Origin of the sequence: Bradyrhizobium sp. SZCCHNR1017, from assembly GCF_032381375.1 — a bacterium.
Lineage (GTDB): Bacteria > Pseudomonadota > Alphaproteobacteria > Rhizobiales > Xanthobacteraceae > Bradyrhizobium.
The window spans coordinates 368,980-390,319 of record NZ_JAUHIR010000003.1; the positions used below are offsets into that span (position 1 = coordinate 368,980).

At 65.7% G+C, this 21,340-nt stretch carries 20 protein-coding genes; 10 read left to right on the plus strand and 10 right to left on the minus strand.

From position 1 onward, the window contains the following. Positions 1-39: 39 nt before the first annotated feature. Positions 40-939, minus strand: a complete 900-nt coding sequence (locus tag QW863_RS10655; RefSeq protein ID WP_315715909.1) for an RNA pseudouridine synthase — start codon at positions 937-939, stop codon at positions 40-42. Positions 940-998: 59 nt separating this feature from the next. Between QW863_RS10655 and ftsY the strand changes: the two genes are divergently transcribed. Continuing rightward, on the plus strand, positions 999-1,946 hold the full coding sequence (ftsY, locus tag QW863_RS10660) for a signal recognition particle-docking protein FtsY (protein WP_315715910.1): 948 nt from the start codon (positions 999-1,001) through the stop codon (positions 1,944-1,946). Between the two features lie 85 nt (positions 1,947-2,031). Next, positions 2,032-2,634 carry a septation protein A gene (locus tag QW863_RS10665; protein WP_315715911.1) on the plus strand — a complete coding sequence of 201 codons (603 nt, stop codon included), beginning with the start codon at positions 2,032-2,034 and terminating at the stop codon, positions 2,632-2,634. A 302-nt stretch (positions 2,635-2,936) separates the two neighbouring features. Here QW863_RS10665 and QW863_RS10670 read toward each other — a convergent pair whose 3' ends face one another. The 5 genes from QW863_RS10670 to ccmA all read right to left on the minus strand — a co-directional run bounded on the left by QW863_RS10670 (position 2,937) and on the right by ccmA (position 6,195). Then, positions 2,937-3,533, minus strand: a complete 597-nt coding sequence (locus QW863_RS10670; RefSeq protein ID WP_315715912.1) for a DsbE family thiol:disulfide interchange protein — start codon at positions 3,531-3,533, stop codon at positions 2,937-2,939. Further along, on the minus strand, positions 3,530-3,709 hold the full coding sequence (ccmD, locus tag QW863_RS10675; protein WP_315715913.1) for a heme exporter protein CcmD: 180 nt from the start codon (positions 3,707-3,709) through the stop codon (positions 3,530-3,532). Before ccmD ends, QW863_RS10670 begins: the two co-directional genes overlap by 4 nt. A gap of 1 nt (position 3,710) precedes the next feature. Further along, positions 3,711-4,487 carry a heme ABC transporter permease gene (locus QW863_RS10680; protein ID WP_315715914.1) on the minus strand — a complete coding sequence of 259 codons (777 nt, stop codon included), beginning with the start codon at positions 4,485-4,487 and terminating at the stop codon, positions 3,711-3,713. 93 nt (positions 4,488-4,580) lie between these two features. Then, positions 4,581-5,249 (minus strand): heme exporter protein CcmB, encoded by a 669-nt coding sequence (gene ccmB / locus QW863_RS10685; protein WP_315715915.1) that lies wholly within the window; start codon positions 5,247-5,249, stop codon positions 4,581-4,583. A gap of 316 nt (positions 5,250-5,565) precedes the next feature. Next, on the minus strand, positions 5,566-6,195 hold the full coding sequence (gene ccmA, locus QW863_RS10690) for a heme ABC exporter ATP-binding protein CcmA (RefSeq protein WP_315715916.1): 630 nt from the start codon (positions 6,193-6,195) through the stop codon (positions 5,566-5,568). A 223-nt stretch (positions 6,196-6,418) separates the two neighbouring features. On the opposite strand from ccmA, the gene acnA reads away from it, so the two are divergent. The 3 genes from acnA (at position 6,419) to QW863_RS10705 (ending at position 10,893) form a co-directional block, all read left to right on the plus strand. Next, positions 6,419-9,136 (plus strand): aconitate hydratase AcnA, encoded by a 2,718-nt coding sequence (gene acnA / locus QW863_RS10695; RefSeq protein ID WP_315715917.1) that lies wholly within the window; start codon positions 6,419-6,421, stop codon positions 9,134-9,136. 188 nt (positions 9,137-9,324) lie between these two features. Then, on the plus strand, positions 9,325-10,107 hold the full coding sequence (locus QW863_RS10700; RefSeq protein ID WP_315716182.1) for a DUF1223 domain-containing protein: 783 nt from the start codon (positions 9,325-9,327) through the stop codon (positions 10,105-10,107). Between the two features lie 420 nt (positions 10,108-10,527). Next, a complete protein-coding gene (locus tag QW863_RS10705; protein ID WP_315715918.1) occupies positions 10,528-10,893 on the plus strand; it encodes a DUF2794 domain-containing protein in 366 nt (121 codons plus the stop codon). A 45-nt stretch (positions 10,894-10,938) separates the two neighbouring features. On the opposite strand, the gene QW863_RS10710 is transcribed toward QW863_RS10705, so the two are convergent. The 4 genes from QW863_RS10710 to QW863_RS10725 form a co-directional block, all read right to left on the minus strand. Then, a complete protein-coding gene (locus QW863_RS10710) occupies positions 10,939-11,466 on the minus strand; it encodes a GNAT family N-acetyltransferase (protein ID WP_315716183.1) in 528 nt (175 codons plus the stop codon). A gap of 156 nt (positions 11,467-11,622) precedes the next feature. Next, on the minus strand, positions 11,623-12,414 hold the full coding sequence (locus tag QW863_RS10715) for a Bax inhibitor-1/YccA family protein (RefSeq protein ID WP_250172563.1): 792 nt from the start codon (positions 12,412-12,414) through the stop codon (positions 11,623-11,625). Between the two features lie 264 nt (positions 12,415-12,678). Next, positions 12,679-15,249 (minus strand): ABC transporter permease, encoded by a 2,571-nt coding sequence (locus tag QW863_RS10720; protein WP_315715920.1) that lies wholly within the window; start codon positions 15,247-15,249, stop codon positions 12,679-12,681. Next, complete coding sequence (locus QW863_RS10725; RefSeq protein WP_315715921.1) at positions 15,246-15,983, minus strand: ABC transporter ATP-binding protein; 738 nt, start codon at positions 15,981-15,983, stop codon at positions 15,246-15,248. The genes QW863_RS10720 and QW863_RS10725 overlap by 4 nt, the downstream gene beginning before the upstream one ends. 55 nt (positions 15,984-16,038) lie before the next feature. Here QW863_RS10725 and QW863_RS10730 point away from each other — a divergent pair, with 55 nt between their 5' ends. From QW863_RS10730 to sucC, 5 genes are all read left to right on the plus strand, one after another. After that, positions 16,039-16,671 (plus strand): arylesterase, encoded by a 633-nt coding sequence (locus tag QW863_RS10730; RefSeq protein ID WP_315715922.1) that lies wholly within the window; start codon positions 16,039-16,041, stop codon positions 16,669-16,671. A 205-nt stretch (positions 16,672-16,876) separates the two neighbouring features. Continuing rightward, the gene (gene thpR, locus QW863_RS10735) at positions 16,877-17,455 is read left to right on the plus strand and encodes an RNA 2',3'-cyclic phosphodiesterase (protein WP_315715923.1); all 579 of its coding nucleotides are present in this window, start codon (positions 16,877-16,879) and stop codon (positions 17,453-17,455) included. A 153-nt stretch (positions 17,456-17,608) separates the two neighbouring features. Continuing rightward, positions 17,609-18,790: a cell division protein ZapE gene (gene zapE / locus QW863_RS10740; RefSeq protein WP_315715924.1), complete on the plus strand. Its 1,182-nt coding sequence runs from the start codon at positions 17,609-17,611 to the stop codon at positions 18,788-18,790. A gap of 226 nt (positions 18,791-19,016) precedes the next feature. Further along, positions 19,017-19,985 (plus strand): malate dehydrogenase, encoded by a 969-nt coding sequence (gene mdh / locus QW863_RS10745; RefSeq protein ID WP_009031546.1) that lies wholly within the window; start codon positions 19,017-19,019, stop codon positions 19,983-19,985. A gap of 127 nt (positions 19,986-20,112) precedes the next feature. Continuing rightward, entirely contained in the window at positions 20,113-21,309 is a 1,197-nt protein-coding gene (gene sucC / locus QW863_RS10750; RefSeq protein WP_315715925.1) for an ADP-forming succinate--CoA ligase subunit beta, read from the plus strand. Positions 21,310-21,340 lie beyond the last annotated feature (31 nt).

Here is a 21,340-nt window from a genome sequence, read left to right on the forward strand (position 1 = left end):
GGACTTCGCCCGGCCATGACGGTGCGGAAAGAGATGGGCTCACGCCCCGTTCCACCCGCACATCCTCAGCCGCTCATGCATGTGCATCGGCGCCGGCGCCACCACGTGTACCGGTGGCTTGTTTTTCGACAGCGGAATCGAAATCTCGCGTGCGTGCAGATGCAGCCGCGGCTCGCCGAAGCGCGGGCCGTTGCCATAGATGTTGTCACCGACGATCGGCCATCCCGACGCTGCCGAATGCACGCGCAGTTGATGCGTGCGGCCGGTGACCGGTTCCATCGCCAGCCAAGTGAGTCGCGGACTGCGATTGGAGTGCACCGACTCTCCCTCTCCGGTTGGCAGCTGCGCTCCCTCCCCGCTTGTGGGGGAGGGTTGGGGAGGGGGGTGGCTCCAAGCGACACTGCCCGTGGGGACCCCCACCCCCGACCCCTCCCCGCGAGGGGGAGGGGAGTCGTTGCCACGAGTGGGAGGGGAGTTCAGGGATAGACTGGCAAGAGAGTACGACCTCCCCAGCACCCGCCATTTCGTCACCGCTGGCTGCCCGTTCGGATCCGGCTTCTGCCACCAGCCGCGCTCGGCGTTCAGCTTGCCGAGCGGGAGCTCGATCACGCCCTCGTCAGCGTCAGGTCCGCCTTCGACGACAGCCCAATAGGTCTTCGAAATCTTGCCATGCTTGAACAAAAGCCCGAGCGACGCCGTTGCCTTGCGATGACGGCCGAGCACCAGACAGCCCGAGGTTTCCTTGTCCAGCCGATGCGCCAGCACCGGCGGGCGCGGCAGGCCGAAGCGCAGCGCGTCGAACGAGGCTTCGAGGTTCGGTCCGCCCTTCGGTCCCTTGTGCACGGGAATGCCGGCCGGCTTGTCGATCACCAGCATCAGCCCGTCGCGGTGGAGCACGCGGGCAAGCATTTCCTCGTCGGTGGGTTGGTTAATGTCCATGGAAACCGTAACGCGGGTGTGAGCTTTCGTTTGCGAATGGAAAGGGCTAACACCACGCCATGAACGATACCACCTCGGAAACACCCAAGCTGTCGTGGTGGCGGCGGCTGTCGGCGGGCCTGAAGCGCACGTCCGGCGCGCTCGGCACGGCCGTCGCCGATCTCGTCACCAAGCGCAAGCTCGACCGCGCGATGCTCGACGACATCGAGGACGTGCTGCTGCGCGCCGATCTCGGCACCCAGGTCGCCGCGCGAATCGCCGACGCCGTCGGGACCGGCCGCTACGACAAGGCGATCAGCGCCGACGAGGTCAAGGCGGTCGTCGCGACCGAGGTCGAGAAGGTGCTGTCGCCGGTGGCGAAGCCGCTCGAGATCGCGCCGGGCCACAAGCCGTTCGTCATTCTCGTCGTCGGCGTCAACGGCTCCGGCAAGACGACCACGATCGGCAAGCTGGCGCAGAAATTCGCTTCCGAAGGCAGGCAGGTGATGCTGGCCGCGGGCGACACGTTCCGTGCCGCCGCGATCGAGCAGCTCAAGGTCTGGGGCGAGCGCACCAAGGCGCCGGTGATCGCCGGCGCGCAGGGCTCGGACTCCGCCAGCCTTGCGTTCACCGCCATCACCGCGGCCAAGGAGCAGGGCCGCGACATCCTGCTGATCGATACTGCCGGCCGTTTGCAGAACAAGGCCGAGCTGATGAACGAGCTCGAAAAGGTGGTGCGTGTCATTCGCAAGGTCGACGCGTCGGCACCGCATGCGGTGCTGCTCGTGCTCGACGCGACGGTGGGACAAAATGCGCTGTCGCAGGTCGAGGCGTTTCATCGTACGGCAGGCGTCACCGGCCTCGTGATGACCAAGCTCGACGGTACGGCGCGCGGCGGCATCCTCGTGGCGCTGTCGGAGAAGTTCAAGCTGCCGGTGCACTTCATCGGCGTCGGCGAGGGGGTCGATGATCTCTCACCGTTCGCCGCGAAAGATTTTGCGCGGGCGATCGCCGGCATCGAGGATTGACGTCGGCACGCTCGGGCTCCGGCCCACCGCCAGATCGAGACGACCGGATCAACCGCTGCCGTGGCTGCAGCCAACAGGACATGGAATGGACAAGACCCAGCCGCACCCGCTGTTCAAGCTCGCGACCGAACTTGGCCCGCTGATCATCTTCTTCGTGGTCAACGCCAAGTTCAATCTGTTCGCTGCGACCGGCGCGTTCATGGTTGCGATCATCGCGGCGCTGATCGCGTCCTATGTCGTGACGCGGCACGTCCCGCTGATGGCGCTGGTGACCGCCGTCGTCGTCATCGTGTTCGGCACGCTGACCCTGGTGCTGCACGACGAGACCTTCATCAAGGTCAAGCCGACCATCATCTACGGCCTGTTCGCGGCCGTGCTCGGCGGCGGGCTGCTGTTCAACCGCTCCTTCATCGCGATCATGTTCGATCAGATGTTCAACCTGACGGCCGCAGGCTGGCGCATCCTCACCTTCCGCTGGGCGTTGTTCTTTGCCGCGATGGCGGTGCTGAACGAGATCATCTGGCGCACGCAGAGCACCGATTTCTGGGTCGGCTTCAAGGCGTTCGGCGTCGTGCCGCTGACCATGATCTTCGCCATCGCCCAGATGCCGCTGATCAAGCGCTACCACCAGGACCCGGCGTCGCTCGAAGCCAGCGATGCGGCGGAAGGGGATGTGAGCAAGGGGTAGCTGCCCCGAACGCGGTCATCGCGAGGAGCGTAGCGACGAAGCAATCCAAGGCCCGTAGATGCTCCGGATCGCTTCGCTTCGAGGTTCTCCGCGCCGTCATTCCGGAGCGCGCCGCGCAGCGGCGTGAGCCCGGAATCCATAACCACGACAAGGCGTGTGACGCGAGATGGCTGTGGCGCCCGTCTTCGCCAAACGACCGCTCGTGAGTATGGATTCCGGGCTCGTCGCTTCGCGCCGCCCCGGAATGACGACGCAGAGAGAGGAGCGTGTTTGCCGCTGAAGCTCCGATGGCTGCGCGAGGCTTACGAACCCACCTTCAGCGCCTTCTCGATTTCCGGCTTCAACACCGCATCGATGTTCTGCGCCGTGATCGGGCCGACCAGCTTGTAGACGATGGTGCCCTCGCGGCCGACGACGAAGGTCTCGGGCACGCCGTAGACGCCCCATTCGATGCCCGCGCGGCCGTTGCCGTCGACGCCGACGACGTCATAGGGGTTGCCGTAGCGGCCGAGGAAGCGGCGGGCGTTGTCGGCGCCGTCCTTGTAGTTGATGCCGATGATCTGGAAGCGCTTGTCGCGGCCGAGCTCGACCAGCAGCGGCGCCTCGTCGTGACAGGGCACGCACCACGATGCCCAGACGTTGATGATGCTGACCTTGCCCTTGAGCGCAGCCGGGTCGAGGCCGGGCACCGGCGTGCCGTCCCTCGCCAGTTCCGGCAGCGCCGGCAGCGGCGTGGCCGGCGCGGGGCGGCCGATCAGCGCGGAGGGAATCCGCGACGGATCGCCGTTGCCGAGGCGCGACCAGAACAGCGCCGCCAGCCCGAGGAACACCACGAGCGGCAGCAGCATGAGGAATGAGCGGCGCCGCGGCGCCGGCTCCGTCGCAGCCTGTTCGATCATTGGATATCCGTCGCGGCGCGGCCGGAACGGCGGCTGATGCCGCTGTCCTCGAGCGCGCGCAAGCGCGCCTTCTGGGTGCGGTAGTCGATGGCGATCCAGCCGATCAGCAGCATCACGACCAGCGCCGCTGCAAGATAGGAGGTCGCGATGAAGGAGGTATAGGGGCCAAGGTCCATGTCAAGCCGCTCCCGCGATCTGGCCTGCCGCATCGTCGGCTGGTGCGGCCGTGGTGTAGGCGCGGGCCTGCATCATCTGCAGGCTGCGGACGCGCCGGCGCAGGATCTCGTTGCGCATCGCCGCGACATGCAGGGTAATGAACAGGAACGAGAACCCGACTGCCATCACCAGCAGCGGGATCAGGAATGATTTGTCGAGCGCCGGACCGCCCATCCGCATCACCGACGCCGGTTGATGCAGCGTGTTCCACCAGTCGACGGAGAACTTGATGATCGGCAGGTTGATCGCGCCAACCAGCGTCAGCACGGCGGCAGCGCGGGCGGCGCGGGTCGGATCCTCGACCGCGCGCCACAGCGCCATCAGGCCGAGATACATCAGGAACAGGATCAGCACCGAGGTCAGCCGCGCATCCCACTCCCAATAGGTGCCCCACATCGGCCGGCCCCACAGCGAGCCGGTGAGGAGAGCGAGGAACGTGAAGCTTGCGCCGATCGGGGCGGCGGCCTTGGCAGCGACGTCGGCGAGCGGATGCCGCCACACCAAGGTGCCGAGCGAGGCGATGCTCATGATGCTCCAGACGAACATCGACAGCCAGGCATTGGGCACGTGGATGAACATGATCTTGACGGTCGCGCCCTGCTGATAGTCGTCGGGCGCCAGCGCGGAGAGGTACAGGCCGATAGCCAGCAGCGCGGCCGTGACCAGCGCCAGCCACGGCAGCAGCCGCGCCGCCAGCGCAAGGAACCGGGTGGGATTGGCGAGGTCGATCAGCGACATGAGACCCTTGTTAAAGGCGGAAGCGGTTGCAGGCAATCAGCACGGCGCCGCTAGATAAGAGTTGATCATGGTCAAACCCCGGCGGGCGGCGGGTCAATCCAGCCCGTTCCGCAAGCTTGTCGCAGCGGCGAACGGGCCGATCACGAAACTCACCAGCGACAATGCGCACAGGATCGAGAACGGCGCCCCGAACGGCAGCGGGCCGACGATGGCCGCCTGCGACGCCGCGACGCCGAAGATCAGCACTGGGATCGAAAGTGGCAGCACCAAGACCGCCAGCAGCAGCCCGCCGCGGTGCATCGTCACAGCCAGTGCTGCACCGATCATGCCGATGAAGGTCAGGGCAGGCGTGCCCGCCAATAACGTCAGCGCGACGGCGCCGGTCGCTGTGGCGTCGAGGTTGAGCAGCAGGCCGAGCACGGGCGTCGCGATCACCAGCGGCAGGCCGGCGGCGAGCCAATGCGCCAGCGCCTTGGCGGCGCAGGCCAGCTCCAGCGGTGTCCGGCTCATCACGACCAGGTCGAGCGAGCCGTCCTCGTGGTCGGCGGTGAACAGCCGGTCCAGGGTGAGCAGGCTGGAGAGCAGGGCACCGAGCCAGAGGATGGCGGGGCCGAGCCGGGTCAGCAGCGCCAGATCCGGCCCGACCGCGAATGGCATCAGCACCACGACGGTAAGAAAGAACAGCACGCCGATCAACGCGCCGCCGCCGATGCGCAGCGCGATCTTGATGTCGCGGCGGATGAGGGCACCGAGGGCGGTCATGCGGATAGGGCCTCGGCTGATTGCTTGATGGCAGATGGTGAGCCGCGCTCCCTCGACCCGCAAACTGCGCTCCCTCCCCCCTTGTGGGGGAGGGCTGGGGAGGGGGGTGGCTCCAGGTGACGCTGCCGTTGTGGACCGCCGCCCCCTCCCCGCAAGGGGGAGGAGGCGGCGCGCCGATGGGACGTTGGTTGGTGCGACCGAATCTCGTCAAACAAGTTAGAGCGCGTCGTGGGGCACCCCCGTCCCTGACCTTCCCCCACAAGGGGGGCGGGAACGGAGAGAGCGGTGGGTGGGACTGCGAAGAGGAGAGAGGGAATCATCGAGCCTCCCCGATCCGCAGCTCGCGTGTGTCGATGCCGAGCGGGCCGTGCGTCGCCGCGACAATCAGCCCACCCCCGGCGAGATGCTCCCGCATCAGCCCCGCGAACATCGCCTGCCCCGCGACGTCGAGCGCCGCGGTCGGTTCATCGAGCAGCCAGAGCAGGCGCGGCACCGCGAGCAGGCGGGCCAGCGACAGCCGGCGGCGCTGGCCGGCGGACAGATAGGCGGCGGGCAGGTCGATGGCGTGGGCGATGCCGACGGCCGCGAGGCAGTCGGGGATCGGCCGCGTGATGCCGCCGCCGAGGAATTCGGCCCAGAAGGTCAGGTTTTCGCGCACGCTGAGCGCCGGCTTCAGCGCGTCGCGGTGGCCGAGATAATGCGCCTGCTCGGGCACCGTGAGCTCGCTCTCACCGCCCTCGATGGCGATGGAGCCGCCCGCCGGCAGCAGCAGACCGGCAATCAACCGCAGCAGTGATGTCTTGCCCGCACCATTGTGTCCGGTCACCGCCAGCGCCTCGCCCGCGACTGCTTCGAAGGCTAGTCCTGCGAACACCTCGCGACCGCCGCGCACGCACCTGACGTCGCGGCCGAACAGCTTCGGAGACAATGTTGAAGTCGCCTGCATGGCCCGTCGTGACAGCCCCTAGGGAATTGATGGCTAGCGCGTGAGAATTTGTGGGTGATGCCACGTCGGGACTTGCTTGTCTCTGTGGCGGCGCAGTTAGAAAGCTTCTATAAGCCCGACCTTGATGCAGCACACAATCGCCCGCTGCAAGCCATTCGGCGCCTCGCGCTGACGGTTCTTAAATACCCCCTCCGGGTATACAGATCAATTGGGATTTCCACGCATGACCTCGCTCGACAGCTTCAAGTGTCGCAAGACCCTCAAGGTCGGAACGAAGAGCTACATCTATTACAGCTTGCCCACAGCCGAGAAGAACGGTCTCAAGGACATCTCCAAGCTGCCGTATTCGATGAAGGTGCTGCTCGAGAACCTGCTGCGCAACGAGGACGGCCGCACCGTCACCAAGGACGACATCGTCGCAGTGTCCAAATGGCTGCGCAAGAAGTCGCTGGAACATGAGATCGCCTTCCGCCCGGCGCGCGTGCTGATGCAGGATTTCACCGGCGTGCCGGCGGTGGTCGACCTCGCGGCGATGCGCAACGCAATGCAGAAGCTCGGCGGCGATGCCGAGAAGATCAACCCGCTGGTGCCGGTCGATCTCGTCATCGACCACTCGGTGATCGTGAACTACTTCGGTGACAACAAGGCGTTCGGCAAGAACGTCGCCGAGGAGTACAAGCAGAACCAGGAGCGTTACGAATTCCTGAAGTGGGGCCAGAAGGCGTTCTCGAACTTCTCCGTCGTGCCGCCCGGCACCGGCATCTGCCACCAGGTCAACCTCGAATACCTGGCGCAGACGGTCTGGACCAAGAAGGAGAAGATGACGGTCGGCCGCACCAAGGGCACCTTCGAGGTCGCCTATCCGGATTCGCTGGTCGGCACTGACTCCCACACCACCATGGTCAATGGTCTCGCCGTGCTCGGCTGGGGCGTTGGCGGCATCGAGGCCGAGGCCTGCATGCTCGGCCAGCCGCTGTCGATGCTGCTGCCCGACGTCGTCGGCTTCAAGCTGACCGGCGCGCTGAAGGAAGGCGTCACCGCGACCGACCTGGTGCTGACCGTCACCCAGATGCTGCGCAAGCTCGGCGTGGTCGGCAAGTTCGTCGAGTTCTTCGGCCCCGGCCTCGACCATCTCTCGGTCGCCGACAAGTCGACCATTGCCAACATGGCTCCTGAATACGGCGCGACCTGCGGCTTCTTCCCGGTTGACGCCGCCACCATCGACTATCTGAAGACCTCGGGTCGCAAGGCGCCGCGCGTCGCGCTGGTCGAGGCCTATGCCAAGGCGCAGGGTCTGTTCCGCACTGCCAAGTCGCCGGACCCGGTGTTCACGCAGACGCTGACGCTCGATCTCGCCGACGTCGTGCCGTCGATGGCTGGTCCGAAGCGCCCCGAAGGCCGCATCGCGCTGCCGGCGGTGGCCGAGGGTTTCGCGACCGCGCTGGCTGGGGAGTACAAGAAGAGCGACGCTGCGCAGCGCTTCCCGGTCGAGGGCAAGGACTTCGACATCGGCCATGGCGACGTCGTCATCGCCGCCATCACCTCCTGCACCAACACCTCGAATCCGAGCGTGCTGATCGGCGCCGGCCTCTTGGCCCGCAACGCCGCCGCCAAGGGCCTCAAGGCCAAGCCGTGGGTGAAGACCTCCCTCGCTCCCGGCAGTCAGGTGGTCGCCGAATACCTTGCCAATTCGGGCCTGCAGAAGGACCTCGACAAGGTCGGCTTCAACCTCGTCGGATTCGGCTGCACCACCTGCATCGGCAATTCCGGCCCGCTGCCGGAGGAGATCTCGAAGTCGATCAACGACAACGGCGTGGTCGCGGCGGCCGTGCTGTCGGGTAACCGCAACTTCGAAGGCCGCGTCTCGCCGGACGTGCAGGCCAACTATCTGGCCTCGCCGCCGCTGGTCGTGGCCTATGCGCTGGCCGGCACCGTGACCAAGGATCTTTCGGTCGAGCCGATCGGCATCGGCAAGGACAAGAAGCCGGTCTACCTGAAGGACATCTGGCCGACGACCAAGGAGGTCAACGACTTCGTCAAGAAGTTCGTCAAGGCGTCGATCTTCAAGAAGCGCTACGCCGACGTGTTCAAGGGCGACACCAACTGGCGCAAGATCAAGACGGTCGAGAGCGAGACCTATCGCTGGAACATGTCGTCGACCTACGTGCAGAACCCGCCGTATTTCGAGGGCATGAAGAAGGAGCCCGAGCCGATCAAGGACATCGTCGAGGCTCGCGTGCTGGCGCTGTTCGGCGACAAGATCACGACCGACCACATCTCGCCGGCCGGTTCGATCAAGCTGACCTCGCCCGCCGGCAAGTTCCTCAGCGAGCACCAGGTCCGCCCGGCTGACTTCAACCAGTATGGCACGCGCCGCGGCAATCACGAGATCATGATGCGCGGTACCTTCGCCAACATCCGCATCAAGAACTTCATGCTCAAAGGTGCCGACGGCAACATTCCCGAGGGCGGCCTGACCAAGCACTGGCCCGACGGCGAGCAGATGTCGATCTATGACGCCGCGATGAAGTATCAGGAAGAGGGCGTGCCGCTGGTGGTGTTCGCCGGCGCCGAATACGGCAACGGTTCGTCGCGCGACTGGGCCGCCAAAGGTACCCGGCTGCTGGGCGTCCGTGCCGTGATCTGCCAGAGCTTCGAGCGCATCCATCGCTCCAATCTGGTGGGTATGGGCGTGCTGCCGCTCACCTTCCAGGAAGGCACGTCCTGGTCCTCGCTCGGCCTCAAGGGCGACGAGAAGGTTACCATCAAGGGCCTGCAAGGCGACCTGAAGCCGCGCCAAACCCTGACCGCCCAGATCGTCTCGGCCGACGGTGCGGCGCAGCAGGTGCCGCTGCTCTGCCGGATCGATACGCTCGACGAGCTCGACTACTACCGCAACGGCGGCATCCTGCACTACGTGTTGCGCAAGCTCGCCGCTTAACCAAGGCGCGATGCGACAGTTTGGCTCACTCTGAAGTGAGTAGCGGGTGATGAAGGAGGCGGCCTATGACAAAGGCCGCCTCTTTTGCATTTTCGTTTTGTTAACTACGAGGACGGCATCGCGGATGCAGTGATGCACAGGGCGCAGCGGACGGTGGTCCAGACGGGACAGTGGCGATGAGTGGACAGATGTCGTGGTGGTCGCGCGCAGCGCTGAGTGTCTGTGCGGTCATCGCTTTCGTCCGGCCCGCTGCGTCCGATCCCCGTGCGGTGATCGAACTCTTCACCTCGCAAGGCTGTTCGTCCTGCCCGCCGGCTGACAAGATCCTCGGCGAGCTCGCCAGAGATCCTTCGGTCATCGCGCTGTCCCTGCCGATAGACTACTGGGACTATCTCGGCTGGAAGGACACGCTGGCCGACTCCCGCTTCACGGCCCGGCAGCGGGCCTATTCTCGTGCGCGCGGCGACCGCGAGGTCTATACGCCGCAGGCGGTGGTCAACGGCTCCGTGCATGTGATCGGCAGCGACCGCGAGGCGATCGAGGGCGCCATCGAGGAGACCGTCCAGGGTGGCAGCGTGATGTCGGTGCCGGTGAGGCTGTCGGTCGACGGCCAGGACCTTACTGTCTCCGTGGCCGCGGCCAACGACCAGATGCCGCGCAAGCACGGCGAGGTCTGGGTCTGCTCGATCTCGCGGGTGGTCCCGATCTCGGTCGGCCGCGGCGAGAACAGCGGCCGTGATCTGACCTATTACAACGTCGTTCGCGGGCTTCAGAAGCTGGGTGACTGGAATGGGTCGCCGGTCAGATGGAGCGTGCCGCTGGAGAAGATCGCCCGCGAGGGCGTCGATGGCACCGTCGTCTATGTGCAGGACGGCAGTCGCGACCGCCCTGGGCCGATGCTCGGGGCCGCCTTTTCCGAGTTGCCGTTGGGCGGACGGGCTTCAGCAACGGCGCGCGGTCCCGAGCGCTGATCTTCCGTCGTCCTGATCTTCGTTTTCGCTGACCTGCGTTGGGCGCGTCACGTCCGTGCGACGGCGCGTCCCGACAATCGTACGTGCAGCTCACGCCAGAAAAGCAAAAGGACCAACTTGCGTTGGCCCTTTGCCTTACTTGTGAATAGACCCGATCCTGACGACCCCGGGGGGCTGGGGGCTGAGGAATCCGGAACCGAAAGGACCGGGCCAACGCACACGAATCTTATGCCGAAGGTCGGGGGCGGTCGGTGGGCGGAAAGACGGCGCGATTATGATTCTGCTAACGATCCCGTGACGCTTGCGTGTTCGCGGAACCGATGACCTCGCAGGCTCGGTCGAACTTCGACAACGAAAACGGCCCCTTGCGGCTTCTGCCGGATGGCGCGATCATGTCGCACCGATGACAGGAGGACGCCAATGAACCTCACGCCGGAGGACGCCGACCCCAGCGAGAACCGCGCGGCGGCGCGCAGTGCGGCCGCAGCGCCGAACCGGGTGACGTTCGACCGCCTGGAGCTGAACCGCATCCTGAACCTCTACGGCCGCATGGTCGCCGACGGTGAGTGGCGCGACTATTCAATCGACTTCCTGCGTGACCGGGCCGTCTTCTCCGTGTTTCGCCGGGCGTCCGAGGTGCCGATCTACCGCATCGAGAAGGATCCGCGTCTCGCACGCAAGCAGGGCATGTACAGCGTGATCTCGGCCACCGGGCTGATCCTGCGCCGCGGCCACGAGCTCGAGCGCGTGCTGCTGGTGATCGCGCCCAAACCAGCCCTGGTCTGATCCCACGCGCACCGGGTTGATCATGACCTTCCGACTGGCGCTGCCTTACGCCGGGACGTCGCTGCTCCCGGCCCCGAGCGGGCGCTGCATCATCACAGTATCGAGCCAGCGGCCGAATTTCAGGCCGACGCTCGGGTGGGTGCCGATCATCTGGAAGCCGCAGGCGGTATGCAGCCCGACCGAGCCGGAATTGGCGGAGTCGCCGATGACGGCGATCATCTGGCGAAAGCCTCCCTCCTCACAGGCGTCGATCAGCCGCCGCATCAGGCGCATCCCGATGCCGCGACGCTGGCTGGCGGGAGCGAGATAGACCGAGTTCTCCACCGTGAAGCGATAGGCAGGGCGGGGCCGGTAGGGCCCGGCATAGGCATAGCCCACCACCTCTCCGTCCAGCAGGGCAGCGAAATAGGGGAAGCCGCCGTCGCGGAGCGCCCGGAAGCGGCGCGTCATCTCCGCCAGATCCGGAGGGTCGAGCTCAAAGGTGGCCGTGCCCTCGCGGACGGCTTGGCCGTAGATAGCGGTGATGGCGGGAAGGTCGGCCTCCTGGGTGGGCCGGATTTCAATGTCGGACATGGGGTGGAAGCATACCCAGGCGGACGCGGCGATCAATCCGGCCTCGCGGCATGGCTGCCGCTGCGGTTTTGCGTCGGTCGCAATCGGGGTTTGTGCAAACGAAAAGCCCCGGCGGTGAGGCCGGGGCTTCGAAGGTCGCTCGTTCGAGCGGTTGGATCAGTCGCGCTGTCCGAGCAACTGCAGCAGCAGCGTGAACAGGTTGATGAAGTTCAAGTACAGCGACAGGGCGCCGGTGATTGCCGCGCGCTCCGCGATGTCGCCGCCCGCGGAAGCGTAGCCGTAGATGTACTCGTTCTTCAGACGCTGCGTGTCCCAGGCGGTCAGGCCGGCGAACACGAACACGCCGATCACCGAGACGATGAACTGCAGCATCGAGCTCGCCAGGAAAAGGTTCACGAGGCTCGCCAGCACGATGCCGATCAGGCCCATGAACAGGAACGAGCCCATGCCCGTCATGTCACGCTTGGTCGTGTAGCCGTAGAGGCTCAGCGCGCCGAACGTCGCCGCGGTGATGAAGAACACCCGCACGATCGAGGTGTGGGTGTACACCAGGAAGATCGACGACAGCGAGATGCCCATCAAGGCCGAGAACACCCAGAACAGGATCTGCGCGGTCGACGGCGCCAAGCGGTTGATGCCGGCCGAGATCGCGAACACCATGACCAGGGGGGCCAGGATGAACAGCCACTTCAGCGGGCTCACGAACATCGCGTAGCCGAACTGCGTCAGATAGGCGTTGCCGAACTTGAACACGCCGGCCGCCGGATCGCCGGTCACCGACGCCATGTAGACGCCCAGTGCCGCAAGGCCGGTGATGGCCAGGCCGATGCTCATGTAATTGTAGATGCGCAGCATGTAGGCGCGCAGACCGGCGTCGACGGTCGCGGCATCGGCGCGCCCGGCCACCCGGCCAAAGGGTGAAGCATAGTTGCGGTCTAGGTCCGACATGGTCGATTCCCGTTGGTTGCCCGGCAGCCCGGTCCTGACAGGACCTTCGGCCGGTTCTCGAAAAACCCTATCTCATACCCGCTGCTGCAGATATTAAATTTGCGTCATCGGCAAATTCGCCATCTTTTGGCAGGTCTCTGAGCCCATTCCCTAGATGGGAAACTAGCATATCCGCCGCAAGCTTCCACGCGCGGCTGAATGTCGCTCCGCGCGCGTCCCAGCCGCAGAAATCGCGTTAACCGTGCGGCATGAGCGCGCAAGCCGCTACAGATTCCGAAGAACCGTCGCCGGTTTCTGGTTGAGCGCCAGCAGAGTGCCGGCCAGACCGAGGCCGACCGTCACGATCAGCGCGGCCACGACGACCAGCGCGGCGCTGCCGGCCTGCCAGGCGAAGCTCAACGTCATCAGCCGGGTCACGATCAGCCAGGCGGACACCGAGCCGGCGATGACGCCGAACGCGGCGGTGGCAAACCCGATCATCAGATATTCCAGCGCGTAGGCGCCGAGCAGCCGCAGCCTCGTCGCGCCCAGGGTCTTCAGGATGACGGCATCATAGACCCGGTGGCGGTGGCCGGCCGCCAGCGCGCCACCCAGCACCAGGATGGCCGAGATCAGCGTCACCGCACTGGCGCCGCGGATGGCGAGCGCGAGGTTGGAGACCACCGAGCCCACCGTCTCCATCACCTCGCGGACCCGCACGCTGGTCACCATCGGGAAGGCGTCGGCCACCTTGCGGATGACACGGGCATCCTCGGCGGTATCGGAGCGCGACTCGGTGAGGGTGGCGACATGGGTGTGCGGCGCTCCCTTGAAGGCATTCGGGGAGAACACCAGCACGAAATTGATGCCGAGCCCCTGCCAGTCGATGGTGCGCATGTTGCCGATCCGCGCCGTGATGTCGCGTCCGAGCACGTTGACCACGATGTCGTCACCGAGCTTGAGGCCGAGACCGTCGGCGATCCGCTTCTCGATCGAAACCAGCGGCGGGCCGCTGTAGGTCTCGCCCCACCACTCGCCCTCGACGACCTTGGATCCTTTGGGAATCTCGGCGGTATAGGTCAGGCCCCGGTCGCTCTGCAGCACCCATTCGGTGTCCGTCGTCGCCTTGAGGTCCTCGGCGCGCACGCCGCGGGCGGAGACGATGCGCCCGCGCAGCATCGGCACGTCTTCGACAGTGGATTGAGGGGCGAGGTCCTTGAGGAAGTCGCGGAAGCGGTCGGCCTCGCCGGAAGGGACGTCGATGAAGAAAAACGACGGCGCCTGTTCCGGCAGTTGAGCCAGGAACTGGCGTCGCAGATTGCCGTCGATCTGGGTAATCGTGACCAGCACGGCGAGTCCCAGCCCGAGCGAGAGCACCACGGACGGTGTCAGCGCGCCCGGGCGATAGATATTGCTGACCGCCAGCCGCAGCATCGGGAAGCGGCTGCGCGGCAGGGCGCGCGCAATCGCCATCACCGCGGCGGCAATGCCGCGCAACAGCACGAACACCAGCGCGGCGGCGACGACGAACACGGCTGCGATGCGCTTGTCGTAGGACAGGCCGATCACGACCGCGATCAGCAGCGCGACGGTGCCCGCGATCAGCACCAGATAGCTCCAGCGCGGACGGTGCCATTCGGCGATAACCGCCTCGCGGAACAACGCCGCCACCGGCACGTCGCGTACGCGCCCGAGCGGCCACAGACCGAACGCCAGTGCGGTGAGCAGACCATAGACGAAGGACAGCGCCAGCTCATCCGAATGAATAGCCGGGATCACGGGCAGCGGCAGGATGTTGCCGAACAGCCCGACGATGGCAAACGGCAGGGCCGCCCCGGCGCAGAGGCCGATGATCGAACCGATCGTGGCGAGCACCATCACCTGCACGAGGTAGATGCCGAACACGTCGCGGCTGGTGGCGCCGAGGGCCTTGAAGGCCGCGATCACCTCGGTCCGGCGGTCGACATGGCTCTTGACCGCATTGGCGACGCCGACGCCGCCGACCAGCAAGGCGGCGAGACCGACCAGGGTGAGGAACTGGGTGAAGCGGCCGATCGTCCGCTCCAGTTGCGGCGAGGCGTTGCTGCGGCTGCGGATCTCCCATCCGGCTGAGGGCAGCGTCAGGCGGGTATCGGCGATGAAGGACGCTGCGGCGTGATCGTCCTTGGCATTGTCGGGCAGCCGGACCCGGTAGGTCCAGCGCACCAGGCTGCCCGGCTGCAGCAGCGGTGTGGCCCGCAGGCCCGCCTCGCTGATCAGGAAGCGTGGCCCGAGGCCGATGCCGCCGGACAATTTGTCGGGCTCGGCCTGCAGCGCGCTGCGAATCTGGAAGCGGACCGTGTCGATGGTGACGGTGTCGCCGATCCTCAGATCGAGCCGAGCCAGCAGCGCCGGATCCGCCGCAGCTCCGTAGACGCCGTCGCGCTCGGCCAGGATGTCGGCCATCGGCAGATCTGGCTGGAGCTCGGCCTTGCCGAGCAGCGGATAGGCGTTGTCGACCGCCTTCAGCTCGACCAGCGCCAGCTTGGCGTCGCCCGAGCGCACCATGGCGCGCAGGGTCGCAGCCAGCGACAGCTTTCCACGCGAGCGCAGGAAGTCGATCTCCTCCGGCTTGGCCTCGCGCTGAAACAGTGAAAAGGCGACGTCGCCGCCGAGCAGCGTACGTCCTTCGCGAACCAGGCCGTCGTTGAGGCTCGCCGCCACCGAGCCGACACCGGCAATGGCGAGCACGCCGAGCGCGATGCAGGCGATGAAGACGTAGAAGCCGCGCAGGCCTCCCCGCAGCTCGCGCAGCGCGTAGCGCACGGGCAGCGCGGCCATGCGGCCGCCGGCGATCGGTTCAGCGACGGTGGTCATGCGAGGGCCGGCTCGTGCGCGCCGCCGTCGGCTTCGATCCGCCCCGAGCGCAGCCGGACCACGCGGTCGCAACGATGCGCAAGCCCGCTGTCATGGGTCACCAGCACCAGCGTCATGCCGCGCTCGGCATGCTTGGTGAACAGCAGGTCCACGATCTGCCGTCCGGTGGTCTCGTCGAGATTGCCGGTCGGCTCGTCGGCCACCAGAATGGCCGGGTCCGGCGCAAGTGCCCGCGCCAGCGCCACGCGCTGCTGCTCGCCGCCCGAGAGCTGGGTCGGATAGTGGTGCAGCCGGTGTCCGAGTCCGACCGAATCCAGCTCGCGGGCGGCGCGCTCGGCGGCGCCGGAATGGCCCGCCAGCTCCAGCGGCACCGCGACATTCTCCAGCGCCGTCATGGTCGGGATCAGATGGAAGGACTGGAAGACGATGCCGACCTGGCGGCCGCGGAACCGCGCCAGGGCGTCCTCGTCCAGGGCATTGAAAGCGGTCCCGTTGACCACCACCTCACCCCTATCAGGACGTTCCAGCCCCGCCATCACCATCAGCAATGTGGACTTGCCAGAGCCCGACGGTCCGATCAGACCGATCGTCTCACCCTGTCCCACCCGCAGGCTGATGTCCTTGAGGATATGGACCCGCGCCGCGCCGGTGCCGAGCGAGAGGTTGACGTTCGAGATGGTAATGGTGTCCGGCGCAAGGCCGGCCAAAGGCGAGGTTTCGATGAGACTGTCCATGGCTCGGTCATATGGCAACTCCGCAAGCCGGGTCGAGAGGCGCGGACATATCTTCGTGCACATACTCGTGTTGATGCTCGCCTTGATGACAGTCGGGCCCGCGTTCGCGGGTGCCGAGGCCGTCAAGCCGATCAAGCTCGTCGTTCTCGGCGATTCCTTGAGCGCGGGACTCGGCCTGTCCGCCTCGGATGCGTTTCCAGCCAAGCTGCAGAAGGCGTTGCAGGCCAAGGGGCTGCCGATCGACCTCACCAACGCCGGCGTGTCCGGGGACACCTCGTCCGGCGGCCGCGACCGGCTCGACTGGTCGGTGCCGGAGGGGACCGAAGCGGTCATCGTCGAGCTCGGCGCCAATGACGCGCTGCGCGGCATCGATCCCGCCGTGGCGCGCAAGGCTTTGAGCGAGATCGTGACCCGGCTGAAGGCCAGGGGCATCGCCGTGATGCTGTGCGGCATGCTGGCGCCGCCGAATTTCGGCAGCGACTACGCCGCGAAATTCAACGCGATCTACCCCGATCTCGCCAAGCAGTTCGACGTGCCGCTGTATCCATTCTTCCTCGATGGCGTCGCCGCCGACGCCAAGCTGAACCAGGCCGACGGCATCCACCCCACTGCGGCGGGCGTCGATATCATCGTGTCCAGGCTGTTGCCTACGGTGGAAGCATTCCTGCGTCCGCTTCGTGGGCAATGACGGAACGAAGCGCCGCGTCGGTCATTTGCGATAACCTTAAGGACCGGGTTTTCCGCAGCTTTTACCGGCGTTAACCCGCCTTCCGTCGCGGAGTCATATAAGTTCGGTAGGAATGATGCATTGGCGATTCGTCGTCGATCATTTCTTGAAGGCATGATCTCGTCAATTTTCGAGATCAGCCTCCAGCATCGGGAGTCCTGAAACGATGCCGCGTTTGTTTACTGGACTGGAAATCCCGGCCGAGGTTGGCCACACGCTTTCCGGTTTGCGGGGTGGCCTCCCCGGCGCCCGCTGGATCGATCCCGAAAATTACCATGTGACGTTGCGTTTCATCGGTGACATTGACGGCGCCTCCGCCAACGAGATCGCCTCGATGCTGTGGCGGGTGAACCGCAAGCCGTTCGAAGTGACGGTGCAGGGTCTTTCCAGCTTCGGCGGCCGCAAGCCGCGCGCCGTCGTTGCCAACGTCGCGCCGAGCCGCCCCCTGATCGAGCTGCAGGCCGAGCTCGAGCGGCTCATGCAGCGGATCGGGCTCGATCCGGAGGGCCGCAAATTCGTGCCCCACGTCACGCTGGCGCGGCTGCACGATGCGTCGAGCCAGGACGTCGCCGACTATCTCTCCGTCCGCGGCTATTTCCCGAGCCGCGTGTTCATGGCCGAGCGCTTCGTGCTGTTTTCGTCGCGTGCCTCGACCGGCGGCGGGCCCTATGTGGTCGAGGACGCCTACGACCTCTCGCCGGGGGTGAGGTCTGCAGCGGGGTCGTTCAAGCCAGCCGTTCGCTGAGGCCGGGAGCGAAGACGAACGTCGTTAGCCCCGGACTAACGATCACGGCGGCGTTTGCGTGCCATATACCACGACCACACGGCTCCGACGCATGGCGGCTTCCACCATTTGCGGATTGCATTTTGCGTAAGTCTCATGACCTAGAGTGGGCTCATGCTGTCCACTCCGTCAGACGCGTTCCGCGCGCAATATCAGTCTTTGGTCGATACCGGTGCGATCGAGGCCGACCTCGCCCAGGCCGAGGTCGCCGACGCCCTGGCGGCGCTGGAGCGCCGGCTTTCCACCTACAAGCCCACGCGCAAGCAAGGCTTGTTGGGCCGCCTTTTTGCCGACAAGAGCGAGCCGCCGAACGGCCTCTATGTCCACGGCGAGGTCGGGCGCGGCAAGACCATGCTGATGGACCTGTTCTTCCAGAACTGTCCCGTCGAGCACAAGCGCCGCGCGCATTTTCACGAATTCATGGCCGAGGTGCATGAGCGCATCTACGGCTACCGCCAGAACATCGCGCGCGGCGAGCTCGCCGATGCCGATGTGATCGGTCTCACGGCGCAGGCGATCTTCGATCAGGCCTGGCTGCTCTGTTTCGACGAATTCCATGTCACCGACATCGCCGACGCGATGATCCTGGGACGTCTGTTCGCCAGGCTGTTCGAGCTCGGCACGGTGGTGGTGGCGACCTCCAACGTCGCGCCTGAAGACCTCTACAAAGGCGGCCTCAACCGCGCGCTGTTCCTGCCCTTCATCAAGCAGATTGCCGACCACATGGACGTGATGCGGCTGGACGCGCGCACCGATTTCCGGCTGGAGAAGCTGGCCGGCGTGAAGATGTGGCTGGTGCCGGCCGATGTCGACGCGCGAGCGGCGCTCGACAAGGCCTGGGCGCGGCTCACGGGCCATGCCAAGTGCAAGCCGCGCGACATGACGATCAAGGGGCGCATCCTGCACGTCCCGTGCTCCGCCAACGGCGTCGCCCGCTTCGATTTTGCCGATCTCTGCGAGAAGCCGCTGGCGGCCTCGGACTATCTGCGGCTCGCGCACGACTATCATACGATCCTGATCGATCACGTTCCGGTCATGGATCTGGCCGAGCGCAATGCCGCCAAGCGGTTCATCACCCTGATCGATACGCTCTACGACAACGCCGTGAAGCTGATCGCCTCCGCCGAAGCCGACCCGATTTCGCTCTACGTCGCGACCGAGGGCATCGAGGCCATGGAGTTCAAGCGGACCACCTCGCGCCTGATCGAGATGGGTTCGGACTCCTATCTGGCCCTGCCGCACGGGCGGAAGGACTCGGCGGCATCTGGGACTTCCACGGGGTTGGTCGAAACCTGACAAATACTGGAGTTTTGGCGAACGCCAGCCGCCGGGCACACAGCCGCGAAAAGGCCACGCCAATCATGCTGAAAGGATCATCAGCAGCCGTCGCCCGGTCCTGATCGAAATCAAGGCAGGCCCGTCAATTGGCCATAGCTTGACTTGAACGGCCGGGGCGAAAGGGATAACCACCAGTCGACTTTTCAACCTCCCTCACTCCTTCGGGTTCAAAGGAAAATTTGCCATGGCGCGCGACAAGATTGCTTTGATTGGCTCCGGTCAGATCGGCGGAACGCTGGCTCACCTCGTCGGCCTCAAGGAGCTCGGCGACGTCGTGATGTTCGACATTGCCGAAGGCGTTCCGCAGGGCAAGGCGCTCGACATCGCCCAGTCATCGCCGGTCGACGGCTTCGACGCGCACTACACCGGCGCCAACTCCTATGAGGCGCTCGACAACGCCAAGGTGTGCATCGTCACGGCCGGCGTGCCGCGCAAGCCGGGCATGAGCCGCGACGACCTCTTGTCGATCAACCTCAAGGTGATGGAGCAGGTCGGCGCCGGCATCAAGAAGTACGCGCCCGACGCCTTCGTCATCTGCATCACCAACCCGCTCGACGCGATGGTCTGGGCGCTGCAGAAGGCCTCGGGGCTTCCGGCCAAGAAGGTCGTCGGCATGGCCGGCGTGCTCGACTCGGCGCGTTTCCGCTACTTCCTGGCTGATGAGTTCAACGTCTCGGTCGAGGACGTCACCGCCTTCGTGCTCGGCGGTCATGGCGACACCATGGTGCCGCTGACCAAGTACTCGACCGTTGCCGGCATTCCGCTGCCCGACCTCGTCAAGATGGGCTGGACGTCGCAGGCCCGCATCGACGAGATCGTCGACCGCACCCGCAACGGCGGCGCCGAGATCGTCAACCTGCTGAAGACCGGCTCCGCCTACTACGCTCCGGCGGCGTCGGCGATCGCAATGGCCGAGAGCTATCTGCGCGACAAGAAGCGCGTGCTGCCCTGCGCGGCGCATCTCAACGGCGAGTTCGGCGTCAAGGACATGTATGTCGGCGTGCCCGTCGTGATCGGCTCCAAGGGTGTCGAGCGCATCGTCGAGATCGAGCTCGCCGGCAAGGACCGCGAGGCGTTCGACAAGTCGGTCGCCGCCGTGCAGGGCCTGGTCGACGCCTGCAAGAAGATCGCGCCCGACCTGCTCGGCCGCTGATCAGGGGTCATTCACGGGGCGTAATCTCGCCCACATCGAGTTGCAGGATGTTTGGTATATGGTATACCAGACATCCTAACAACAATTCTGGTCGTCACCCCATCGCGGGTTCGGGGAGCAAGCGCTTATGAACATTCACGAATATCAGGCCAAGGCACTGCTGCACGAGTTCGGCGTGCCGATTTCCAAGGGCGTGCCGGTTCTCCGTCCGGAGGACGCGGATGCGGCGGCGAAGACGCTCGGTGGCCCGGTCTGGGTCGTGAAGAGCCAGATCCACGCCGGTGGCCGTGGCAAGGGCAAGTTCAAGGAGGCCTCGGCCGGCGACAAGGGTGGCGTCCGCCTCGCCAAGTCGATCGACGAGGTCAACACTTTCGCCAAGCAGATGCTGGGCGCGACGCTGGTGACCGTGCAGACCGGCCCCGACGGCAAGCAGGTCAACCGCCTCTACATCGAGGACGGCTCGGATATCGACAAGGAGTTCTATCTGTCGCTGCTGGTCGACCGCGAGACCTCGAGGGTCGCCTTCGTGGTGTCGACCGAAGGCGGCGTCAACATCGAGGACGTCGCCCACGAGACCCCCGAGAAGATCGTGACCTTCTCGGTCGACCCAGCCACCGGCGTCATGGGCCATCACGGCCGCGCCGTCGCCAAGGCGCTGAAGCTCTCCGGCGACCTCGCCAAGCAGGCCGAGAAGCTCACCACCCAACTCTACAATGCGTTCGTCGCCAAGGACATGGCGATGCTCGAGATCAATCCGCTGGTCGTCACCAAGCAGGGCCAGCTGCGCGTGCTCGACGCCAAGGTGTCGTTCGACTCCAACGCGCTGTTCAAGCACCCGGAAGTCGTCGCGCTGCGTGACGAGACCGAGGAAGACGCCAAGGAGATCGAGGCCTCCAAATACGACCTCAACTACGTCGCGCTCGACGGCACCATCGGCTGCATGGTCAACGGCGCCGGCCTCGCCATGGCGACGATGGACATCATCAAGCTCTACGGCATGGAGCCCGCCAACTTCCTCGACGTCGGCGGCGGCGCCAGCAAGGAGAAGGTCGCGGCGGCGTTCAAGATCATCACCGCCGACCCGAACGTGAAGGGCATCCTGGTCAACATCTTCGGCGGCATCATGAAGTGCGATGTCATCGCCGAGGGCGTCGTCGCCGCGGTCAAGGAAGTCGGCCTGAAGGTGCCGCTCGTGGTGCGCCTCGAAGGCACCAATGTCGATCTCGGCAAGAAGATCATCAGCGAGTCCGGTCTGAACGTGCTGCCCGCCGACAATCTCGACGACGCCGCGCAGAAGATCGTCAAGGCCGTCAAGGGAGGCTGAGCGCCGGTCCAGGCGCTCGCTCAGTCCTCAC

What these genes read in the sequence shown, in the direction of transcription:
- QW863_RS10655 (WP_315715909.1), bottom strand. Translation starts at nt 939, where the DNA reads ATGGACATTAACCAACCCACCGACGAGGAAATGCTTGCCCGCGTGCTC.
- ftsY (WP_315715910.1), top strand. Translation starts at nt 999, where the DNA reads ATGAACGATACCACCTCGGAAACACCCAAGCTGTCGTGGTGGCGGCGG.
- QW863_RS10665 (WP_315715911.1), top strand. Translation starts at nt 2,032, where the DNA reads ATGGACAAGACCCAGCCGCACCCGCTGTTCAAGCTCGCGACCGAACTT.
- QW863_RS10670 (WP_315715912.1), bottom strand. Translation starts at nt 3,533, where the DNA reads ATGATCGAACAGGCTGCGACGGAGCCGGCGCCGCGGCGCCGCTCATTC.
- ccmD (WP_315715913.1), bottom strand. Translation starts at nt 3,709, where the DNA reads ATGGACCTTGGCCCCTATACCTCCTTCATCGCGACCTCCTATCTTGCA.
- QW863_RS10680 (WP_315715914.1), bottom strand. Translation starts at nt 4,487, where the DNA reads ATGTCGCTGATCGACCTCGCCAATCCCACCCGGTTCCTTGCGCTGGCG.
- ccmB (WP_315715915.1), bottom strand. Translation starts at nt 5,249, where the DNA reads ATGACCGCCCTCGGTGCCCTCATCCGCCGCGACATCAAGATCGCGCTG.
- ccmA (WP_315715916.1), bottom strand. Translation starts at nt 6,195, where the DNA reads ATGCAGGCGACTTCAACATTGTCTCCGAAGCTGTTCGGCCGCGACGTC.
- acnA (WP_315715917.1), top strand. Translation starts at nt 6,419, where the DNA reads ATGACCTCGCTCGACAGCTTCAAGTGTCGCAAGACCCTCAAGGTCGGA.
- QW863_RS10700 (WP_315716182.1), top strand. Translation starts at nt 9,325, where the DNA reads ATGTCGTGGTGGTCGCGCGCAGCGCTGAGTGTCTGTGCGGTCATCGCT.
- QW863_RS10705 (WP_315715918.1), top strand. Translation starts at nt 10,528, where the DNA reads ATGAACCTCACGCCGGAGGACGCCGACCCCAGCGAGAACCGCGCGGCG.
- QW863_RS10710 (WP_315716183.1), bottom strand. Translation starts at nt 11,466, where the DNA reads ATGTCCGACATTGAAATCCGGCCCACCCAGGAGGCCGACCTTCCCGCC.
- QW863_RS10715 (WP_250172563.1), bottom strand. Translation starts at nt 12,414, where the DNA reads ATGTCGGACCTAGACCGCAACTATGCTTCACCCTTTGGCCGGGTGGCC.
- QW863_RS10720 (WP_315715920.1), bottom strand. Translation starts at nt 15,249, where the DNA reads ATGACCACCGTCGCTGAACCGATCGCCGGCGGCCGCATGGCCGCGCTG.
- QW863_RS10725 (WP_315715921.1), bottom strand. Translation starts at nt 15,983, where the DNA reads ATGGACAGTCTCATCGAAACCTCGCCTTTGGCCGGCCTTGCGCCGGAC.
- thpR (WP_315715923.1), top strand. Translation starts at nt 16,877, where the DNA reads ATGCCGCGTTTGTTTACTGGACTGGAAATCCCGGCCGAGGTTGGCCAC.
- zapE (WP_315715924.1), top strand. Translation starts at nt 17,609, where the DNA reads ATGCTGTCCACTCCGTCAGACGCGTTCCGCGCGCAATATCAGTCTTTG.
- mdh (WP_009031546.1), top strand. Translation starts at nt 19,017, where the DNA reads ATGGCGCGCGACAAGATTGCTTTGATTGGCTCCGGTCAGATCGGCGGA.
- sucC (WP_315715925.1), top strand. Translation starts at nt 20,113, where the DNA reads ATGAACATTCACGAATATCAGGCCAAGGCACTGCTGCACGAGTTCGGC.